The 17,735-nt window shown below is 68.5% G+C and carries 16 protein-coding genes; 8 read left to right on the forward strand and 8 right to left on the reverse strand.

The window, feature by feature from the left end:
- Window positions 1-82: 82 nt before the first annotated feature.
- Both H0X91_RS05760 and H0X91_RS05765 read left to right on the forward strand, forming a co-directional pair.
- Window positions 83-544, forward strand: coding sequence for a MerR family transcriptional regulator (locus tag H0X91_RS05760; RefSeq protein ID WP_006484054.1), 462 nt, complete (start codon window positions 83-85; stop codon window positions 542-544).
- Entirely contained in the window at window positions 528-962 is a 435-nt protein-coding gene (locus tag H0X91_RS05765) for a carboxymuconolactone decarboxylase family protein (protein WP_034201641.1), read from the forward strand. The genes H0X91_RS05760 and H0X91_RS05765 overlap by 17 nt, the downstream gene beginning before the upstream one ends.
- A 19-nt stretch (window positions 963-981) precedes the next feature.
- Here H0X91_RS05765 and H0X91_RS05770 read toward each other — a convergent pair whose 3' ends face one another.
- Window positions 982-2,901: a sigma-54-dependent Fis family transcriptional regulator gene (locus H0X91_RS05770; protein WP_048985924.1), complete on the reverse strand. Its 1,920-nt coding sequence runs from the start codon at window positions 2,899-2,901 to the stop codon at window positions 982-984.
- A 536-nt stretch (window positions 2,902-3,437) separates the two neighbouring features.
- Between H0X91_RS05770 and H0X91_RS05775 the strand changes: the two genes are divergently transcribed.
- The 6 genes from H0X91_RS05775 (at window position 3,438) to lipA (ending at window position 9,540) form a co-directional block, all read left to right on the forward strand.
- Window positions 3,438-4,496 carry an ATP-NAD kinase family protein gene (locus H0X91_RS05775; protein WP_006485073.1) on the forward strand — a complete coding sequence of 353 codons (1,059 nt, stop codon included), beginning with the start codon at window positions 3,438-3,440 and terminating at the stop codon, window positions 4,494-4,496.
- A 59-nt stretch (window positions 4,497-4,555) separates the two neighbouring features.
- The gene (locus H0X91_RS05780) at window positions 4,556-5,332 is read left to right on the forward strand and encodes an SDR family NAD(P)-dependent oxidoreductase (protein ID WP_006496398.1); all 777 of its coding nucleotides are present in this window, start codon (window positions 4,556-4,558) and stop codon (window positions 5,330-5,332) included.
- Between the two features lie 77 nt (window positions 5,333-5,409).
- Window positions 5,410-6,393: a thiamine pyrophosphate-dependent dehydrogenase E1 component subunit alpha gene (locus H0X91_RS05785; protein WP_006485077.1), complete on the forward strand. Its 984-nt coding sequence runs from the start codon at window positions 5,410-5,412 to the stop codon at window positions 6,391-6,393.
- Window positions 6,394-6,447: 54 nt separating this feature from the next.
- Window positions 6,448-7,452, forward strand: coding sequence for an alpha-ketoacid dehydrogenase subunit beta (locus H0X91_RS05790; RefSeq protein WP_006485069.1), 1,005 nt, complete (start codon window positions 6,448-6,450; stop codon window positions 7,450-7,452).
- A 4-nt stretch (window positions 7,453-7,456) separates the two neighbouring features.
- Window positions 7,457-8,572, forward strand: coding sequence for an acetoin dehydrogenase dihydrolipoyllysine-residue acetyltransferase subunit (locus tag H0X91_RS05795; protein ID WP_006485078.1), 1,116 nt, complete (start codon window positions 7,457-7,459; stop codon window positions 8,570-8,572).
- Window positions 8,573-8,574: 2 nt separating this feature from the next.
- Window positions 8,575-9,540 carry a lipoyl synthase gene (gene lipA, locus H0X91_RS05800; protein WP_058901523.1) on the forward strand — a complete coding sequence of 322 codons (966 nt, stop codon included), beginning with the start codon at window positions 8,575-8,577 and terminating at the stop codon, window positions 9,538-9,540.
- An 11-nt stretch (window positions 9,541-9,551) separates the two neighbouring features.
- Here the strand turns inward: lipA and H0X91_RS05805 are convergent, their stop codons facing one another.
- From H0X91_RS05805 to rho, 7 genes are all read right to left on the reverse strand, one after another.
- Window positions 9,552-10,907: an MATE family efflux transporter gene (locus tag H0X91_RS05805; RefSeq protein WP_048985925.1), complete on the reverse strand. Its 1,356-nt coding sequence runs from the start codon at window positions 10,905-10,907 to the stop codon at window positions 9,552-9,554.
- A gap of 2 nt (window positions 10,908-10,909) precedes the next feature.
- A complete protein-coding gene (locus H0X91_RS05810) occupies window positions 10,910-12,742 on the reverse strand; it encodes an ArnT family glycosyltransferase (protein WP_006485070.1) in 1,833 nt (610 codons plus the stop codon).
- Between the two features lie 145 nt (window positions 12,743-12,887).
- Entirely contained in the window at window positions 12,888-13,148 is a 261-nt protein-coding gene (locus H0X91_RS05815) for a type B 50S ribosomal protein L31 (protein WP_006485080.1), read from the reverse strand.
- A gap of 156 nt (window positions 13,149-13,304) precedes the next feature.
- Complete coding sequence (locus H0X91_RS05820) at window positions 13,305-14,138, reverse strand: zinc-dependent peptidase (RefSeq protein WP_058901522.1); 834 nt, start codon at window positions 14,136-14,138, stop codon at window positions 13,305-13,307.
- 38 nt (window positions 14,139-14,176) lie between these two features.
- Entirely contained in the window at window positions 14,177-15,733 is a 1,557-nt protein-coding gene (locus tag H0X91_RS05825) for an MFS transporter (RefSeq protein WP_006485079.1), read from the reverse strand.
- A complete protein-coding gene (locus tag H0X91_RS05830) occupies window positions 15,730-16,230 on the reverse strand; it encodes a MerR family transcriptional regulator (RefSeq protein WP_006485074.1) in 501 nt (166 codons plus the stop codon). The genes H0X91_RS05825 and H0X91_RS05830 overlap by 4 nt, the downstream gene beginning before the upstream one ends.
- A gap of 129 nt (window positions 16,231-16,359) precedes the next feature.
- Complete coding sequence (gene rho / locus H0X91_RS05835) at window positions 16,360-17,622, reverse strand: transcription termination factor Rho (protein ID WP_006478662.1); 1,263 nt, start codon at window positions 17,620-17,622, stop codon at window positions 16,360-16,362.
- Between the last annotated feature and the right edge of the window lie 113 nt (window positions 17,623-17,735).

Genomic DNA, 17,735 nt, shown 5'->3' on the forward strand with positions numbered 1-17,735 from the left:
GTGTGTCCCGGGAGAACGTCGCGCTGGCCGTCAGACAGGGCTTGACTTAGAGTGAACTCTAACTCCTAACCTCGTTCCTGCCATGTCGAAAACCGTATCCCAACCCTCCGCCGCCGGTCCGCTGACGATCGGGCAAGTCGCCGAACTGACGGGCGTGTCGACGCATACGTTGCGGTATTACGAGCAGGCCGGGCTGCTGCGCGCGATCTCGCGCACTGCGGCCGGGCACCGGCTCTATGCGCCGGCCGACCTTGACTGGCTGGCTTTCGTGATGCGCCTGAAGGCGACCGGCATGCCGATCGCGCAGATGCAGGCGTTCGCGGTGCTGCGCGAGCAGGGCGAGTCGACGTTCGGCGCGCGGCGCGACTTGCTGGTCGCGCATCGCGACGCGGTGCGCGCGCATATCGCGGAACTGCAGGCGAGCCTCGACGCGATCGGCGACAAGATCGCGTACTACGAGGCGCAGGAACGGGAAATGGAACGACGGGCGAATCCTTCTCACTCTTTACCGGAACAGGACGGACACGATGGAACGACTCGTTGAGGATCGCTACACGCGCGGCTGGAACAAGCTGAAGGAAATCGACGGCGAAGTGGGCGAGCGCGTGATCGCGGCGCTTGCGCCGATCGCACCGGACTTCGGACGGCTGCTGGTCGAATTCAGCTTCGGCGACATTTACAGCCGGCCGCAGCTCGACCTGAAGGCGCGCGAAATCGCGACGATCGCGGCGCTGGCCGCGCTCGGCAACGCACAGCCGCAACTGAAGGTGCATATCGAGGCCGCGCTGAACGTCGGCTGCACGCGCGACGAGATCGTCGAGGTGTTCATGCAGATGGCCGTGTATGCGGGGATGCCGGCTGCGCTCAACGCGCTGTTCGCCGCGCACGAGGTGTTCACGCGGCGCGACGCAGCGGCCGGCGTGGCAGACGACGCGAACGAAGCGGCCGGGCAGTCCGCATGACGGCGCGTGCGCCGGTGCGTCACGCGCGGTGCGGCGCGACGATCCGGTGCTTCGCGATGCGCCGGTACAGCGTCGCGCGCGAGATGCCGAGCGCCCGGGCGGCCGCGTCGGGCCGCCAGCGATGCGCGGTGAGCGCGGCGACGATGCGGCTGCGTTCATCGTCGGGCAGCGCGCCCGCCGGCGCGCCGCCGAGTTGCGCGGCGAGGTCGGCCGGCAGGTCGCGCCGCGTCACGCGCGCGGCGTCGCACACCGCGCACGCATAGCGCAGCACGTTGCGCAGTTGCCGCACGTTGCCCGGCCATGGGTAGGCGGCGAGCTGTTCGGCGAGCGTCGCGTCGAGCGTGAGCACGTGGCCGGTCGCCTGCGCTTCCTCGGCGAACACGGCGGCGATCACGTCGCGCACGTCCGCGCGTTCGCGCAGCGGCGGCAGGTCGAACGTCGCGCCGCTCAACCGGTAGTACAGATCCTCGCGGAACGTGCCGTCGGCCACCATCCGCGCGAGATCGCGGTGCGTCGCGCAGATCACGTCGAGATCGACGCGCACGGGCGTATCGCTGCCGAGCGGCACGACCTCGCCGTCGGCCAGCACGCGCAACAGGCGCGTCTGCAGCGCGAGCGGCATGTCGCCGATTTCATCGAGAAACAGCGTGCCGCCGTCGGCGAGCGCGATCTTGCCGCGCGCGCCGTGCTTGCGTGCGCCGGTGAATGCGCCGGCCGCGTAACCGAACAGTTCGCTCTCGATCAGCGCTTCGGGCAGCGCGCCGCAGTTGACGGCGACGAACGGCCGCGCGCGCCGCGCGCCGGCGTCGTGGATCGCGCGCGCGAATACTTCCTTGCCGGCGCCGGTCTCGCCGAGCACGAGAATCGGCAGCCGCTTGCTCGCGACGCGCAGCGCGAGTTCGGCCTGTTGCGCGATGCGCGGGTCGCTGCTGTGCAGGAACGGCGTCAGCGCGCCGACGTGACGCGGCGCGGCGCTGCCCGGGCGGCGCGATGCCGCGCCGGGCTCGCGGCCGGCGCGCCGTAGCGGCGCACGCAGCCGCGCGTAGAGCGGCGCGCCGGTCGCGCGCAGCCGCAGCGCGACGATCGCATCGAGCCGCGCGGCGTCGCGCAGCGGCATCTCGGTCGCGTCGAAGATCTCGTCGATATGACGCGGCTCGCGCAGCGCCGGCAGCGCGTCGCGCGCGTGCCGGTTCGCGGCGACGATGTTGCCGCATTCGTCGAACGCGATCAGCCACTCCGGTTGCGCCTCGACGTAGTGACGATTCGGATGCCCGAACAATATCCAGTGCTGCGCGGTGCTGTGCACGAAGTAGCCGTCCTCGATCAACGCCGCGCTCTGCCGCACGAGCTGGTAGACGAGGCGCTGGCTGTCGCGGCCGTCGGGCGAATGCACGGCCGACGCGTCGAGCACGCCGATCAGTTCGCCGCCCGGCGAGAAGATCGGCGCCGCGCTGCACGTGAGCGTCGTGAACGCCGCGCGAAAGTGATCGGTCTTGTGCACGGTGATCGGCGCGAGATCGGTCAGCACGCTCGCGACGCCGCAGGTTCCTTCCTCGCTTTCCGACCAGCACGAGCCGATGTGCAGCCCCGCGTGACGGAAGTCGTTGCGGCGTTCGCGGTCGATCCGGTAGTCGATCGTCACGCCGTGCGCGTCGGTCAGCATCACGCAGTAGTCGGCGACGCGGATCATGTCGTGCAGCCGCGTCAGGCACTGGCCCGACGCGCGCAGGAAGGCTTCCTCCTTGTCGCGCACTTCGCGCAGTTCGGCCGCGGTCAGCACGCGCGGGCCGATCGACGAAGCGGGGTCGAGACGGTAGCGCTCCAGCGATCGTTGCCACGACGACACGAGGCGCGCGGAATCGGCCGGCGCGGGCAGGCGCCCGGCGAGCGCGCCGAGGACACGGTCGGCGTGCTGGGCCTGGGGGACGGCGTAGGGCATGGTCGGCTCCGGTTCCGGACGGCGGGGATGTCGCTGTTCTTGTAGCACATCCGTTCCGGCAGATCACATTGCATCGCAGCACGCGGCGCGCGTGAGACGGTCGTCTCACCGGTATCGCGCCATGTCTCGCGCAGTTGAGACGGCCCCGTGCGTGGCGTGCGGCGCTGGTCCGGCCACGCATCGCCTGCGTGACGCCGCGCAAATGCAGGGGTTTGCGGGCGGAACGCCGGGCTTGCGCGGGGGCCGCGACGATCGCGTCGACGTATCGACGACGTGAGACGCACCGATGAATTCGCCGCGCGCGGCGTCGTCCCGGCCGCCCATCCGGAACACGCACTCACCCGCCACGCCAGCGTGCACGCGGGTTTCACGGCTATCGCACGCACGATGGCACGCCGCTTGCAGAGATCACGGGCAAGCCGGCGCGATCGTGTCGGCGACGACGATCCGCCGCCCGTCGATGGCAGCGGACGAAACAGGTGGAGCCGGCGCGCGCGCCAATGCGCCGGCCCCGCCGACTGGATGGAGACAAACCCGTGACGACGCCCGTTACCGTCGGTGTGATCGCGAACCCCGCCTCGGGGCGCGACATCCGCCGCCTCACGACGCATGCATCCGTGTTCCCGACCGCGGAGAAGGCGAACATGATCGTGCGCCTCCTGGCCGGCCTTGGCGCGATGGGCGTCGAGCGCGTGCTGACGCTGCGCGACCGCACGGGCATCGCGACGCTGCTGCTGCGCGCGATCGACACGCATCGCGCGGTCGCGCCGCACGAGCGCTGGCCCGAGGTCGAATTCGTCGACCTGCCGATCACCGATACCGTCGCCGACACGCAGGCCGGCGCGGCCTATCTGCACCGGATGGAAGTGTCGCTGATCGTCGTGCTCGGCGGCGATGGCACCCATCGCGCGGTGGCCGCGCATTGCGGCGCGACGCCGCTCGTCGCGCTGTCCACCGGCACCAACAACGCGTTTCCCGAACATCGCGAGGCGACCGTCGCCGGCGTCGCGGCCGGGCTTGCCGCAACCGGCGCCGTGCCGGCCGAGGTCGCGTTCGTGCGCAACAAGCGGCTCGTCGTGCGCTGCGTCGCGGGCGCGCAGCCCGGGCGCGAGGAGATCGCGCTCGTCGACGTGTGCGCCGCGCGGCAACGCTTCATCGGCGCACGCGCGATTTCCGGCTCCGACGACATCGATTCGCTCTACCTGACGTTCGCGGAACCGGACGGCATCGGCCTGTCCGCGCTCGGCGGCGCATGGGCGCCGCTCGAACGCAGCGCGCCGCACGGGCTCGCGATGCGCTTCGCGGAAGCCGGCAAGACGGCCGGCACGCCGCTCGTCGCGCCGATCGCGCCGGGGCGCGTCGACCGCGTCGTGATGCGCAGTTGCGAGCGGCTCGAACCGGGTTCGTGGCACGCGATTCCGTTCGAGCGCGGCACGCTCGCGTTCGACGGCGAGCGCGAGATCGAGGTCGCGCGCGGCGATCGCTACGAGATTGCGCTCGACTGGCGCGGACCGTTGACGGTCGACGTCGGCCGCACGCTGCGCTACGCGTCGTCGCGGCAACTGCTGCGCGACGCCGGTGCATGGCACGACTGACGCTTCGCGGTACGCAACGGCATTTCGCCATCCATCACGATCAACAAGGAGACATCGCCATGACAGCCCCTCTCGAAGGACAGGTCGCCATCGTCACCGGCGGCGCGCGCGGCATCGGCCGCGGCATCGCGCTGACGCTCGCCGGCGCCGGCGCCGACATCCTGCTGGCCGACCTGCTCGACGACGCGCTCGACGCCACCGCGCGCGAGGTGCGTGCGCTCGGCCGCCGCGCGGCGATCGCGAAGGTCGACGTCACGCAGGCCGCGCAGGTCGACGCGATGGTCGCGCAGGCGCTCGCCGACCTCGGCGGGCTCGACATCCTCGTGAACTGCGCGGGCGTGATCAGCATTCATCCGGTCGCCGAGCTGACCGAGCGCGACTGGGATTTCGTGATGAACGTGAACGCGAAGGGCACGTTCCTCGGCTGCCGGGCGGCGCTTGCCCACCTGAAGGCGCAGGGGCGTGGCCGGATCATCAACGTCGCGTCGATCGCGGGCAAGGAAGGCTTTCCGAATCTCGCGCATTACAGCGCATCGAAATTCGCGGTCGTCGGCTTCACCAATGCGCTGGCGAAGGAACTCGCGCGCGACGGCGTGACCGTCAACGCGATCTGCCCCGGCATCGTCCGTACCTACATGTGGGACCGGCTGTCCGACGAATGGAAGACCGACGGCGAATCGGTCGAGCAGTCGTGGCAGCGGCACCAGTTGACGCTGATTCCGCAGGGCCGCGCGCAGACGCCGGAGGACATGGGCCGGCTCGCGCTGTTCTTCGCGACGATGGACAACGTGACGGGCCAGGCCGTGAACGTCGACGGCGGCTTCACGTTCCACTGACGGCCGCAGGCCGTGCAATCCGCCGCCACGGCATGGCCGGGGCGGCATTCGCAGTCAGACCCACCCAGGAGACACACATGACCGCTTCGACACAGCTCAGCAGGGACACGCTGCTGGACGCCTATCGGCTGATGCGCACGATCCGCGAATTCGAGGAGCGCCTGCACGTCGAATTCGCGACCGGCGAGATACCCGGCTTCGTTCACCTGTATGCGGGCGAGGAGGCGTCCGCCGTCGGCACGATGCTGCATCTCGGCCTCGACGACTACGTGGCCACCACGCACCGCGGCCACGGCCATTGCATCGCGAAGGGCGTCGACGTGCACGGGATGATGGCCGAGATCTACGGCAAGAAGACGGGCGTCTGCCACGGCAAGGGCGGCTCGATGCACATCGCCGACCTGTCGATGGGGATGCTCGGCGCGAACGGCATCGTCGGCGCGGGCGGCCCGCTCGTGTGCGGCGCGGCGCTCGCGGCCAAGCACAAGAAGACGGGCGGCGTCGGCGTGTGCTTCTTCGGCGACGGCGCGTCGAACCAGGGCGTGATCTTCGAATCGATGAACCTCGCGTCGGTGTGGCGGCTGCCCGCGATCTTCGTCGCCGAAAACAACGGCTATGCGGAAGCGACGTCGTCGAGCTGGTCGGTCGCGACCGACAACATCGCCGATCGCGCGAACGGGTTCGGGATGCCGGGCGTGATCGTCGACGGCTTCGACTTCTTCGCGGTGCACGAGGCGCTCGGCGAGGCCGTCGAGCGTGCGCGCAACGGCGGCGGCCCGACGCTCGTCGAGGTGAAGTTCACGCGCTATTTCGGCCACTTCGAGGGCGATGCGCAAACCTACCGGGCGCCGGGCGAAGTGCAGAAGCTGCGCGACGAGAAGGATTGCCTGAAGCATTTCGAAACGCGCGTCGTGCGCGCCGAAGCGCTGACGACCGACGACCTGCGCGCGGTAGACGCACAGGTGAAGGCGCTGATCGACGACGCGGTCGCGCAGGCGAAGGCGGCGCCGCTGCCGGATGCCGCCGACCTGCTGGCCGACGTCTACGTGTCGTATCCGTGAGCGCGGCCTGACCCAGCAGCCGGCACGGCGAACCGAACATTCCAGGAGACAGACATGGCAAGGAAGATCACTTATTCGCAGGCGATCAACGAGGCGCTCGCGCAGGAAATGGCGCGCGACGACAGCGTGATCGTGATGGGCGAGGACAACGCGGGCGGCGCGGGCGCGCCGGGCGAGGACGACGCATGGGGCGGCGTGCTCGGCGTGACGAAGGGGCTGTTCCACAAGTTTCCGGGCCGCGTGCTCGATACGCCGCTGTCGGAGGGCGGCTACATCGGTGCGGCGGTCGGCGCGGCCGCGTGCGGGATGCGGCCCGTCGCGGAACTGATGTTCATCGATTTCATGGGTGTGTGCTTCGACCAGATCTTCAACCAGGCCGCGAAATTCCGCTACATGTTCGGCGGCAAGGCCGTGACGCCGGTCGTGATCCGCGCGATGTACGGCGCCGGCCTGCGCGCGGCCGCGCAGCACTCGCAGATGCTCACGTCGTTGTTCACGCACATTCCGGGGCTGAAGGTCGTGTGCCCGTCGACGCCGTACGACGCGAAGGGGCTCCTGATCCAGGCGATCCGCGACAACGATCCCGTGATCTTCCTCGAACACAAGCTGCTCTACACGCGCGAGGGCGACGTCCCGGAGGAATCCTATGCGATTCCGTTCGGCGAGGCGAACGTGATGCGCGACGGCGACGACGCGACGATCGTCACGTACGGCCGGATGGTGCATCTCGCGATGGACGCGGCCGCCAAGCTCGCGAAGGACGGCATCCAGTGCGAGGTGATCGACCTGCGCACGACGTCGCCGCTCGACGAGGAAACGATCCTCGACAGCGCCGAGCGTACCGGCCGCGTGGTGGTTGTCGACGAAGCGAATCCGCGCTGCTCGATCGCGACCGACATCGCCGCGCTCGTCGCGCAGCGCGCGTTCCGGTCGCTGAAGGCGCCGATCGAGCTCGTCACCGCGCCGCATACGCCCGCGCCGTTCGCCGGCGTGCTGGAAGACCTGTATATCCCGTCCGCCGATGCGATTGCGCAGGCGGTCCTGAAGACGAGGAGCTGACACGATGTCGATTCACATGATCACGATGCCCAAGTGGGGGCTGTCGATGGAGCAGGGGCAGGTCAACGGCTGGCTGAAGGCAGTCGGCGAGCGCGTGACGAAGGGCGACGAGGTGCTCGACGTCGAGACCGACAAGATCTCGTCGGGCGTCGAATGCGCGTTCGACGGCACGCTGCGCCGGCAGGTCGCGCAGGAGGGCGAGACGCTGCCGGTCGGCGCGCTGCTCGGTGTGGTCGCGGCGGCCGATGCAAGCGATGCCGACATCGACGCGGCGATCGCCGACTTTCAGCGCGATTTCGTGCCGAGCGCGGCGTCCGACGAGGCGGCCGGCCCGCAGCCCGAGAAGGCGCAGATCGGCGGACGCACGATCCGCTTCCTGAAGCTGGGCGACGGTTCGGGCACGCCGGCCGTGCTGATCCACGGCTTCGGCGGCGACCTGAACAACTGGCTGTTCAATCACGCGGAGCTCGCCGCGCACCGGCCGGTGTGGGCGCTCGATCTGCCGGGCCACGGCGAATCGGGCAAGGCGGTCGAGAACGGCAGCCTCGACGAACTGGCCGACGCGGTGCTCGCGCTGCTCGATGCGCAGCACATCGAGCGCGCGCACCTGATCGGCCATTCGATGGGCGGCGCGGTCGCGATGACGGTGGCCGAGCGCGCGCCGCAATGCGTCGCGTCGCTCACGCTGATCGCGAGCGCGGGGCTCGGCACCGACATCAATCGCGCGTACATCGACGGCTTCGTCGCCGGCAACAGCCGCAACACGCTGAAGCCGCACCTCGGCGCGCTGTTCGCGGACCACGCGCTGGTCACGCGGCAGCTCGTCGAGGATCTCGTCAAGTACAAGCGGCTCGAAGGCGTGCAGGCCGCGCTGGAGAAGATCGCGGATGCCGCGTTCGACGGCGCCGCACAGCGGCGCGTGTTCCGCGACCGGCTCGCGACGCTTGCGCCGCGCACGCTGGTGATCTGGGGTGAGCGCGACGAGGTGATTCCCGCGCAGCATGCGCAGGGTTTGCCGGACGGCGTGCGTGCCGAGGTGATCGCCGGCAGCGGGCACATGGTGCAGATGGAGGCGGCCGCCGATGTGAACCGCCTGATCGTCGCGTTCCTCGGAGACTGACGATGGCCGCCGCGCTCGAACGACCCAGCCTCACGGCGCTCGGCCAGCCCGGCGCCAGAAGTCGCGACAAGCTCGCGCGCATTCCGGTGCGCGTCGAGCCCGCGGCCGGCACGGCACTGCCGAAGCCGCCGTGGCTGCGCGCGCGGCCGATGATGAGCGCGGCGGTGGCCGACATGGCCGCCGTGCTGCGCGAGCATCGGCTGCATTCCGTCTGCGAGGAGGCAATGTGTCCGAACATCGGCGAATGCTTCGCGCAGCGCACCGCGACCTTCATGATCATGGGCGGGCTGTGTACGCGGCGTTGCCCGTTCTGCGATGTCGCGCACGGCCGTCCCGAACCGCTCGATCCCGACGAGCCGGCGCGGCTGGCCGACGCGGCCGCGGCGCTCGGGTTGCGCTACGTCGTGATCACGTCGGTCGACCGCGACGATCTGCGCGACGGCGGCGCCGCGCATTTCGCCGCGTGCATCGCGGCGGTGCGCGCGAGCGTGCCGGGCATCGGGGTCGAGGTGCTGACGCCGGACTTTCGCGGCCGCGCGGCCCGCGCGCTCGACGCGCTGTCGTCGGCGTGGCCCGACGTGTTCAACCACAACATCGAGACGGTGCCGTCGCTGTACCGGGCGGCGCGGCCGGGCGCCGACTATCGCGGCTCGCTCGAGCTGCTCGCGCAGGCGAAGGCCGCGCGGCCGACGCTCGTGACGAAATCGGGGTTGATGCTCGGGTTGGGCGAGCGCGACGACGAGGTGCGCGACACGCTGCGCGACCTGCGCGCGCACGAGGTCGACGTGCTGACGCTCGGCCAGTATCTCGCGCCGTCCGTGCATCATTTGCCGGTGCGGCGCTACGTGAGCCCGGAGGCGTTCGCCGCGTGGCACGACGAGGCGCTTGCGCTCGGTTTCAGGGAAGTCGTCGCCGGCCCGCTCGTGCGCTCGTCATATCACGCGGCCGACGTGCTGGAGGACGCGTAGCGCGTAGCGCATCACGCAGCCGCGGTGGCGTGCGCGCGACCGATGCGGCGCAGGTACAGCACGAGCCCCGCGCCCGCCAGCATCAGGCTGACCGTGTTCGCGAACCAGAAGCCGCGCGCGCCGGTCAGCCATGCGGGTGCGATGCCGCCGACGTCGAAGCCGAGCACGTAGCCGCCGCTGAGTCCGACGCCCCACAGCGCGACTGCATAGATCACGGTCGGCACGACCGCCACCTTGTACGCGCGCAGCACGAACGCCGACGTGACCTGCAGCGCATCGAACACGTGATAGCACGCGACGATCGCGACGAGCGGCATCGCGGCCGCGGCGACGGCGGGGTTCGGCGTGTAGCCGCCGATGATGAGCGGGCGCAGCGCGAACACGAGCAGGCCGTAGGCGGCCGCCACGCCGCACGCGAAGATCACGCTGTGCCGGCCGAGCAGCCGGGCTTCCTCGGCGCGTCCGGCGCCGAGCGCGCGCGCGACCAGCGTCGACGCCGCCACGCCGATCGACAGCGGCGTCATGTACAGCACGGCGCCGATGTTGCCGGCGATCTGGTGGCCGGCGAGCGTCGTCGTGCCGAACTGCGCGATGAACAGCGCCATGCACGTGTACGACGTGACCTCGATCAGGTACGACAGGCCCATCGGCACGCCGAGCTTCAGGATCGCCTTCTGGCGTTCCCAGACGGGCCAGCAGAAGCGCGAGAAGATCGCGAGCGGCGCGAACACGTCGAGCTTCGCGAGCAGCGTGTAGCCGATCAGCGCGAGCGCCCAGTTGATCAGCGTGCTGGCCAGCCCGCAGCCGGGGCCACCGAGCGCCGGTACGCCGAAGCCGCCGAAGATGAACCACACGTTCAGCGGGAACTTGAGCAGCAGCGCGCCGATCTGCAGGATCATCGCGAGCCGCGGCTTGCCGGCCGCGTTGGTCAGCGCGTTGTAGATGCGGAATACGAGGCTGGCGGGCAGCCCGTACGACAGGATGCGCAGGTAGTCGACGGTGCGGTCGTGCAGCGCGGCGGGCGCATGCGCGACGCGCAGCAGCGGCTCGGGAAAATGCAGCAGCAGGAAGCCGGGAATCGCGAGCAGCAGCGCGAGCCACAGCGCCTGGCGCACTTCCTCGCCGATCTCCGCATGGCGCCGCGCGCCGTACAGTTGCCCGGTGATCGGCTGCAGCGCGGACAGGATGCCCGTCAGGCCGATGTAGATCGATACGTAGATCGACGAGCCGAGCCCGAGCGCGGCGAGATCGACGGCCGAGTAGCGGCCGACCATCGCGGTGTCGATCACGCCGAACGCGATGATCGCGAGCTGGCCGACCAGCACCGGCCACGCGAGACCGACGATCCGGCGGATGTCGCCGAGCATCGTCAATCGGCCGTCGGGCGGCGCGGCGGACGCCGCTTGACGGGCGCTTTCGGCCGTTCGATGCGCTCGTACAGGCGGAAGCGCTCGTCGCGGTCGGCGACGCGCCGGCCTTCCCAGACGAGACGCCACACGTATTGCGACATCGCGCTCGGCTCGCCGAAGTCGGCGCGGTCCTGGCGCAGGATCACGTCGCAGTCGCCGGAGAAATCGAAGTGCATGTCGCCGAAGTACGCGAAGGTCGCGATCTGCGCGTCGCCAAGCCGCACCGGCGAGATGCACTCGTAGTCGGACGGCAGGTGCACGGCGATCTGTTGCGCGACATCGCGATAGGTTCGGCCGTAGTTGACGATCGGCAGCCACAGCGTCATCAGCAGCACCCACATCAACGTGGTGCCCGCGCTCGACAGCACGACGCTGCGCCACAGCACCTTCGGCTGGCGCGACACACGCCAGCGCACGAGGAAGCACCAGCACACGGTGACGATCACCGCGCAGATGAACGACAGGATCTTGAAATGCGGCTCGTAGCCGGGCACGAGGCGCGCGAGGTTGCGCGCGAGCGGATGCGGGAAGCCGGTGAGCGACGCGAGCCACACGAGCCACACGAAGGTGCCGAGGATCGTGAAGCTCAGCACCGCGAACCAGTCGATCGCGTTGATCGCGCCGCGCTTGAGGGTCGGCAGCGCGAACGTCGCGAGCACCGCGAGCGGCGGCAGCAGCAGCATGTACATGCGGTTCGACTGCTGGCTTTGCAGGATCACGAGCGCGACGAGCGGTACGGCGACCGACAGCGGAATCGCGATGTGCGCGCGACGGCGCATGCCGGCCCAGCTCCACCACGCCCAGATCGCGAGCGGCCACGCGGGCCACGTGAACAGCGGCAGGTTTTTCGCCGCATAGCCGAGCACGGCCGTCGGCGGGCCCGAAAAGCGCATCAGGCTGCCGTGGATCCACTGGTTGAAGAACCACGCGGCGTCGTCGGGCGCCGCGACGATGGCGGCGAGCGGCCACAGCGCGAAGATCGCGGCCGCGAGCGGCACGCCGAGCAGCGGCAGGTGCAGGTTGCGCATCTCGGGCGTGACGAGCCACAGCGCGGCCGTGCCCGCGAGCAGCGCGACGACCAGCACCGGGTTGCCGGACAGCGCGACGAGGCCGATCGCGAGGCCCCACCACAGGGCGCCCTGCAGCGGCTTGTCGATGCCGCGCACGATCCCGTACACGAGCATCGCGATCCACGCGAACTGCGCGAGCTGCGGCGTCGTTTCGTGCCCGCGTTCCGCGAGGCCGAAGCAGGCGACGAGCACCAGCAGCGCACCGTCCGCGAGCGTGCGGCCGTAGTCGCGCGGCTCGGGCTCGCCGCCGAACGCGTACTTGAATGGTTGGACCTCGGCGCGCCGGCCGAGCAGGTAGGCCGCATACCAGACGAACGCGCACGCGACGCAGAACAGCACGCCGGTCGCGACGCGCGACGCGTTGCTCGCGTCGACCCACGGGCCGAGGCCGCGGATCGACAGCGCGCCGAGCCAGTAGCCGAGCGGCCCGTCGGTCGTGATGAACTTGCCGACCAGGTTCGGCAGCAGCCAGTCGTGCCAGCCGCCCTTGGCCATCGTCCACATCACGCCGAAGCCTGCCGCGTCCTCGTTTTTCCACGGGTCGCGGCCGAACAGGCCGAACGCCGCGTAGACGAGGCAGAGCGTGAGCAGCAGCCAGCGCGGCAGCGCACGCGTGGCGGAGGCGGTGAGACGGACGACAGGCTTCATGCAGATGAGCGATTTGTTATGGGCGGGCGGCCAGCGCGGTTGCGCGCGGTCGAGCCGGTTTCGAGCATCCGGCATTGTAGTCGCGCCCGCTGTTGTGCGTCAGGTCGTTGCCCGGGCGCCGGGCGGCGCGTCGTCGGGCGAGCAGAGACAAAAAAGGGCAGCCTGGGCTGCCCTTTTGTGCGATACCGGTACGTTGCAACCACCGGATACGGTGCGAAGCTTACTTCGCCTTGCCGTTGGCGCGTACGCCGAACTTGTTCTTGAACTTCTCGACACGGCCTGCCGTGTCCATGATCTTTTGCTGACCCGTGTAGAACGAGTGCGATTCCGACGACACTTCGATCTTGGCGAGCGGGTAGGTCTTGCCGTCGAGTTCGATGTTTTCGCGCGTCTGAATCGTCGAGCGCGTGATGAACTTGAAGCCGTTCGACATGTCTTGGAAGACGACTTCGCGGTAGTCCGGGTGAATGCCAGGTTTCATGATTTTCCTTGGTGATAGCGGTAGCCAACCCGCCGCTTGCCGTGTCGAGCCGCCCCGATGGAGCGATTCGGCTGACGTCAAGCCCGGCGCGAGCCACTTGCCTAAGGTCGAAAAACGGCGATTATGCCAGAAAATCAGACGGTTGACGAATAATTTTCACGGTGCGTCGAGCGCGCCGGTGCCGGCCGGATCCTGTCGGTAGTAGCGCGCGAGGAGCCGGTACAGCTCCGGAAATTCGGACTCGAACGCTTTCGGTCGCACGAACAGCGCCTCGCTGCATACCGCGAAGAATTCCGACGGGTGATCGGCCGCATAGGGATCGATCAGCGAATCCCGCTCGAAGCGCGCCCATGCGCGATCCGGCACCGCGTCGACGCGCGCGCAGAACTGGTCGTACGCATGTTCGAACACGTCGGCCCACGCCTGCGCGTCGAGGTGCGGCGCATGCCAGCGGCGAAACAGGGGCGGATAGCCGTCGGCCGCGCCGTTGACCATGTCGATCTTGTGCGCGAACTCGTGGATCACGACGTTGTACGCGTCCCGGCCGTCCGTCATCTGCGCGTCTTCCCACGACAGGATCACCGGGCCGCCTTCCCAGGCCTCGCCGCTCGCATCCTGCTCGACTTCGTGGACGACGCCGTCCTCGTCCTGCACGGTCTTGCGGATCACGAATTCGCCCGGGTACACGACGACGCCGACCCAGCCGTCGTACAGCGACAGGTCCAGATTCAGCACCGGCAGGCAGGCCTGCGCGGCGATCGCGACGATCATCGCGTCGGTCAGCTCGAGCCCGTGCGCAGTCGAAAACGATTTTTTCGAGACGAACAGGCTCGTCAGCTCGCGCAGCCGCCCGAGCGCGTCGGGCGGCAGGGCGGCGAGGAACGGCAGGCGTTCGACGGTTTCCTGCCACAGCGAATCGGGAATCGGATGGCTGCGCAGCGCGCGGTCGCGGCGGCGGTCGTCGAACCAGCGGGTCAGTTTCGAAAGCATGGAGGCTGCGGACGAAAATCCAAAGCCTGTCTTTTAACTCAATCGATCTGTTTTTGCCATGCCGCGAAGAGGCCGCCGACGAGCGCCACGCCCGCGAGGAAGTAAAAGCCGTCGAGCGACGCGAGGAACGACGCCTGTTGCGCGACCATTCGCGCGATCGACGCGATCGCGAGGCCATGCGCGTCGTTCAGCGCGTGGCCGGCTGCCGCGTAGCTGCGCGTCAGCGCGTCGACGGTCTGCTGGAACAGCGGGTCGAACAGGTTCGCGCGCTCGACGAGCCGCGTCTGGTGCACGGCGACGCGATGCTGCTCGACGATGATCACCGACGACGTCGCGAACGAGATCGTCAGTTGCCGCACGATGTTCTTCAGCCGGTAGCCGTGCGTGTATTCGTCGATCGCGAAGATCCGGAACGTGAGGTTCGCGACCGGCAGCACGATGAACAGCAGCAGCAATCCGCGCAGCAGCAGCGGGACGATCAGCGCGGCTTCGCCGACCTGCGGCGTCATCCGCGTCATCCACAGCGCGGCCGTGACGGCGATCGCGAACCCGGGCACGACGAACCACTTCTTGTGCGTGACGAATTTCGCGTAGCGCAGGTACGCGAACAGCGCGGTGGCGGAGATCAGCGACATCGTGCCGACCAGGCGCCCGGCATTCTCGACCGGATAGCCGAGCCCGCCCTCGAGAAATCGCGACGTCAGGTAACTGAAGCCCGTCGTCTCGTAGTAATAGAACATGTAGAGCAGCAGCCCGACCTGAAAAGTGCGCTCGCGGAACGCATGCAGCCGCACGAGCGGCGTCGGATGGTTCCACTGGTGATACGCGAACCACGCGAGCGCGCCGAGCCCGGCAAACGTCAGCATGATCAGCATCGGCGAGCCGCTGTAGAGCTGGTAATGCACCTGCTGCAGCACGATCTGCAGCGCCCCTTGCGCGAGCGCGAACACGACATACGGCCAGAAGTGTCCGGAGCCGCGTTCGTCGTCCGGCGTGCGGCCCGAATCGGGCAGCGTGAGCAACGCGAGGATGGCGAACGCGATGCCGGCCGGCGCCGTGCACGCGAACAGGGCGCGCCACGTCGAATGCGCGACCAGCAGCCCGCCGACGATCGGCGCGAGCGCGCTGCCGAGCAGGATCATGATCAGGAACGCGCGTGTCGCGGGCGGCCGCTCCTGCGGCTTGAAGCTGATCTGGATCAGGATCCGGCACGCGCCCATCATCGGGCCGATGAAATAGCCCTGGAAGCCGCGCGCGAACGCGAGCTCCAGCGACGTGTCGGCCAGCGCCGCCGCGATCGCGCCGAGCGAGAACATCAGCATGCAGCCCGCGACGTAGCGGCGATGGCCGAGCCGGTCGACCCACCATTGCTGCTGCAGGATGCCGAGCACGGCCGTGACCGCGTAGGCGCTCGACGACCACACGAGTTCGTCGGGCGACGCGTTGATGCCGCCCGCGATGTAGCTCGCGAAGAACGAGAAGACGGCGTTGTCGAAGTAGTCGATGCCGGTGACGAGCGCGAGCGCCCATGGAAACAGGTCCGCGCGCAGGTTCGCGCGGCTCCATAGCGGCGGCCGGCCCGGCACGGCGTTCATTCGCGGTCCTTGCGGGCGCGCCGCGCGCCGATTTCGGCCCGCCGCTGCGCGATCAGTTCATCGGCGTTTTCACCGGCGAGGCGCCGCTCGACGTAGTCGATGTCGTGCTGCAACTCCTTGCGCAGCGCGACGGCTTCCTTCAGTTCGCGCTGGACGGCCGCGATCCGCCGGTCGAGCGTGTCGATCTGCTCGGCGAGGCCGGCGCGGATGTCGCGCAGCGACGCATCCGAATAGCGGCGCCGGCCGTCGCCCGTTTCTTCCAGCGGACGCTTCAGCATTTCGGTGATGCCGTGCAGCGAGAAGCCCAGCGCGCGCAGCCGCAGGATGCGCGCGAAACGCTCGAGGTCGGCTTCGTCGTAGAGACGGTAGCGGCCTTCGCTGCGCGACGGCGTGACGAGGCCGCGCTCTTCGTAATATTTGAGCGTGCGCGGCGTGACGCCGAGCCGCGACGCGGCGTCGCTGACGGTCAATAGCGGGGTGGAAGCGTCGGTCGGCATCGGGTATCGGGGATTCGGCGGGGCAATGACGCGATTATAGATCAACCTGTACGTTCACGTTCAGGTTGGGGCCGAAAAAACGGCCGCCGGGCAGGATGCGCGGGCGGCCGTGTCACGGGGCGGGGGCGATCAGCCGCCGCGGCGCATCAGGTCGAAGAACTCGGAGTTGCTCTTCGTCTGGCGGATCTTGTCCAGCAGGAATTCCATTGCCTCGACTTCGTCCATGTCGTGGATGAACTTGCGCAGCACCCAGATCTTCTGAAGGATCTCGGGCTTGATCAGCATTTCCTCGCGACGCGTGCCCGACTTGTTCAGGTTGATCGACGGATACACGCGCTTTTCCGCGAGACGGCGCTCGAGGTGCACTTCCATGTTGCCGGTGCCCTTGAACTCTTCGTATATCACGTCGTCCATGCGGCTGCCGGTTTCGATCAGCGCGGTGCCGATGATCGTCAGCGAACCGCCTTCCTCGATGTTGCGCGCCGCGCCGAAGAAGCGCTTCGGACGCTGCAGCGCGTTCGCGTCGACACCGCCCGTCAGCACCTTGCCCGATGCCGGGATCACGGTGTTGTACGCACGCGCGAGACGCGTGATCGAGTCGAGCAGAATCACGACGTCGTGCTTCATTTCGACGAGGCGCTTGGCCTTCTCGATCACCATTTCGGCGACCTGCACGTGGCGCGTGGCCGGTTCGTCGAACGTCGACGCGATCACTTCGCCGGCGACCGAGCGCTGCATTTCGGTCACTTCTTCCGGGCGCTCGTCGATCAGCAGCACGAACAGGATCACGTCCGGGTGGTTCTGCTTGATCGCATGCGCGATGTGCTGGAGCATCACGGTCTTGCCGGACTTCGGCGACGCGACGAGCAGGCCGCGCTGGCCCTTGCCGATCGGCGCGATCATGTCGATGATGCGGCCCGTGACGTTTTCCTCGCCGCGCATTTCGCGTTCGAGCGACAGCGGCTTGTTCGGGTGCAGCGGCGTGAGGTTCTCGAACATGATCTTGTGTTTCGAGGCCTCGGGCGGCTGCCCGTTGACTTTGTCGACTTTCACCAGCGCGAAGTAGCGCTCGCCGTCCTTCGGCGTGCGGACTTCACCTTCGATGGTGTCGCCGGTGTGCAGGTTGAAGCGGCGGATCTGCGACGGGCTGATGTAGATGTCGTCGGTGCTCGCGAGGTACGACATTTCCGGCGAGCGCAGGAAGCCGAAGCCGTCCGGCAGCACTTCGAGCGTACCGTCGCCGAAGATCGTCTCTCCCGTCTTGGCGCGCTTTTTGAGAATGGCAAACATCAACTCCTGCTTGCGCAGGCGGTTCGCGTTTTCGATCTCCAGGCCGTTGGCCATTTCGATCAGTTCGGACACGTGCAGAGACTTGAGCTCGGATAAATGCATACGGAGAACCCGCCAGGGAGGAGAAGCGACGAAAGAAAATAAGGGAGGAGGGCGAGCGGAGGCGCTCAGAGACTTAAATGCGTCTTGTCGACGTTTTTTAATTCTAGCATAGG

The organism is Burkholderia sp. 9777_1386, from assembly GCF_015712265.1.
Taxonomy (GTDB): Bacteria; Pseudomonadota; Gammaproteobacteria; order Burkholderiales; family Burkholderiaceae; genus Burkholderia; species Burkholderia cenocepacia.

Excerpts from the sequence above, each read along its gene's own strand:
- H0X91_RS05760 (WP_006484054.1), top strand. The coding sequence starts at position 83 with ATGTCGAAAACCGTATCCCAACCCTCCGCCGCCGGTCCGCTGACGATC.
- H0X91_RS05765 (WP_034201641.1), top strand. The coding sequence starts at position 528 with ATGGAACGACTCGTTGAGGATCGCTACACGCGCGGCTGGAACAAGCTG.
- H0X91_RS05770 (WP_048985924.1), bottom strand. The coding sequence starts at position 2,901 with ATGCCCTACGCCGTCCCCCAGGCCCAGCACGCCGACCGTGTCCTCGGC.
- H0X91_RS05780 (WP_006496398.1), top strand. The coding sequence starts at position 4,556 with ATGACAGCCCCTCTCGAAGGACAGGTCGCCATCGTCACCGGCGGCGCG.
- H0X91_RS05785 (WP_006485077.1), top strand. The coding sequence starts at position 5,410 with ATGACCGCTTCGACACAGCTCAGCAGGGACACGCTGCTGGACGCCTAT.
- H0X91_RS05790 (WP_006485069.1), top strand. The coding sequence starts at position 6,448 with ATGGCAAGGAAGATCACTTATTCGCAGGCGATCAACGAGGCGCTCGCG.
- H0X91_RS05795 (WP_006485078.1), top strand. The coding sequence starts at position 7,457 with ATGTCGATTCACATGATCACGATGCCCAAGTGGGGGCTGTCGATGGAG.
- lipA (WP_058901523.1), top strand. The coding sequence starts at position 8,575 with ATGGCCGCCGCGCTCGAACGACCCAGCCTCACGGCGCTCGGCCAGCCC.
- H0X91_RS05805 (WP_048985925.1), bottom strand. The coding sequence starts at position 10,907 with ATGCTCGGCGACATCCGCCGGATCGTCGGTCTCGCGTGGCCGGTGCTG.
- H0X91_RS05810 (WP_006485070.1), bottom strand. The coding sequence starts at position 12,742 with ATGCCGGATGCTCGAAACCGGCTCGACCGCGCGCAACCGCGCTGGCCG.
- H0X91_RS05815 (WP_006485080.1), bottom strand. The coding sequence starts at position 13,148 with ATGAAACCTGGCATTCACCCGGACTACCGCGAAGTCGTCTTCCAAGAC.
- H0X91_RS05820 (WP_058901522.1), bottom strand. The coding sequence starts at position 14,138 with ATGCTTTCGAAACTGACCCGCTGGTTCGACGACCGCCGCCGCGACCGC.
- H0X91_RS05825 (WP_006485079.1), bottom strand. The coding sequence starts at position 15,733 with ATGAACGCCGTGCCGGGCCGGCCGCCGCTATGGAGCCGCGCGAACCTG.
- H0X91_RS05830 (WP_006485074.1), bottom strand. The coding sequence starts at position 16,230 with ATGCCGACCGACGCTTCCACCCCGCTATTGACCGTCAGCGACGCCGCG.
- rho (WP_006478662.1), bottom strand. The coding sequence starts at position 17,622 with ATGCATTTATCCGAGCTCAAGTCTCTGCACGTGTCCGAACTGATCGAA.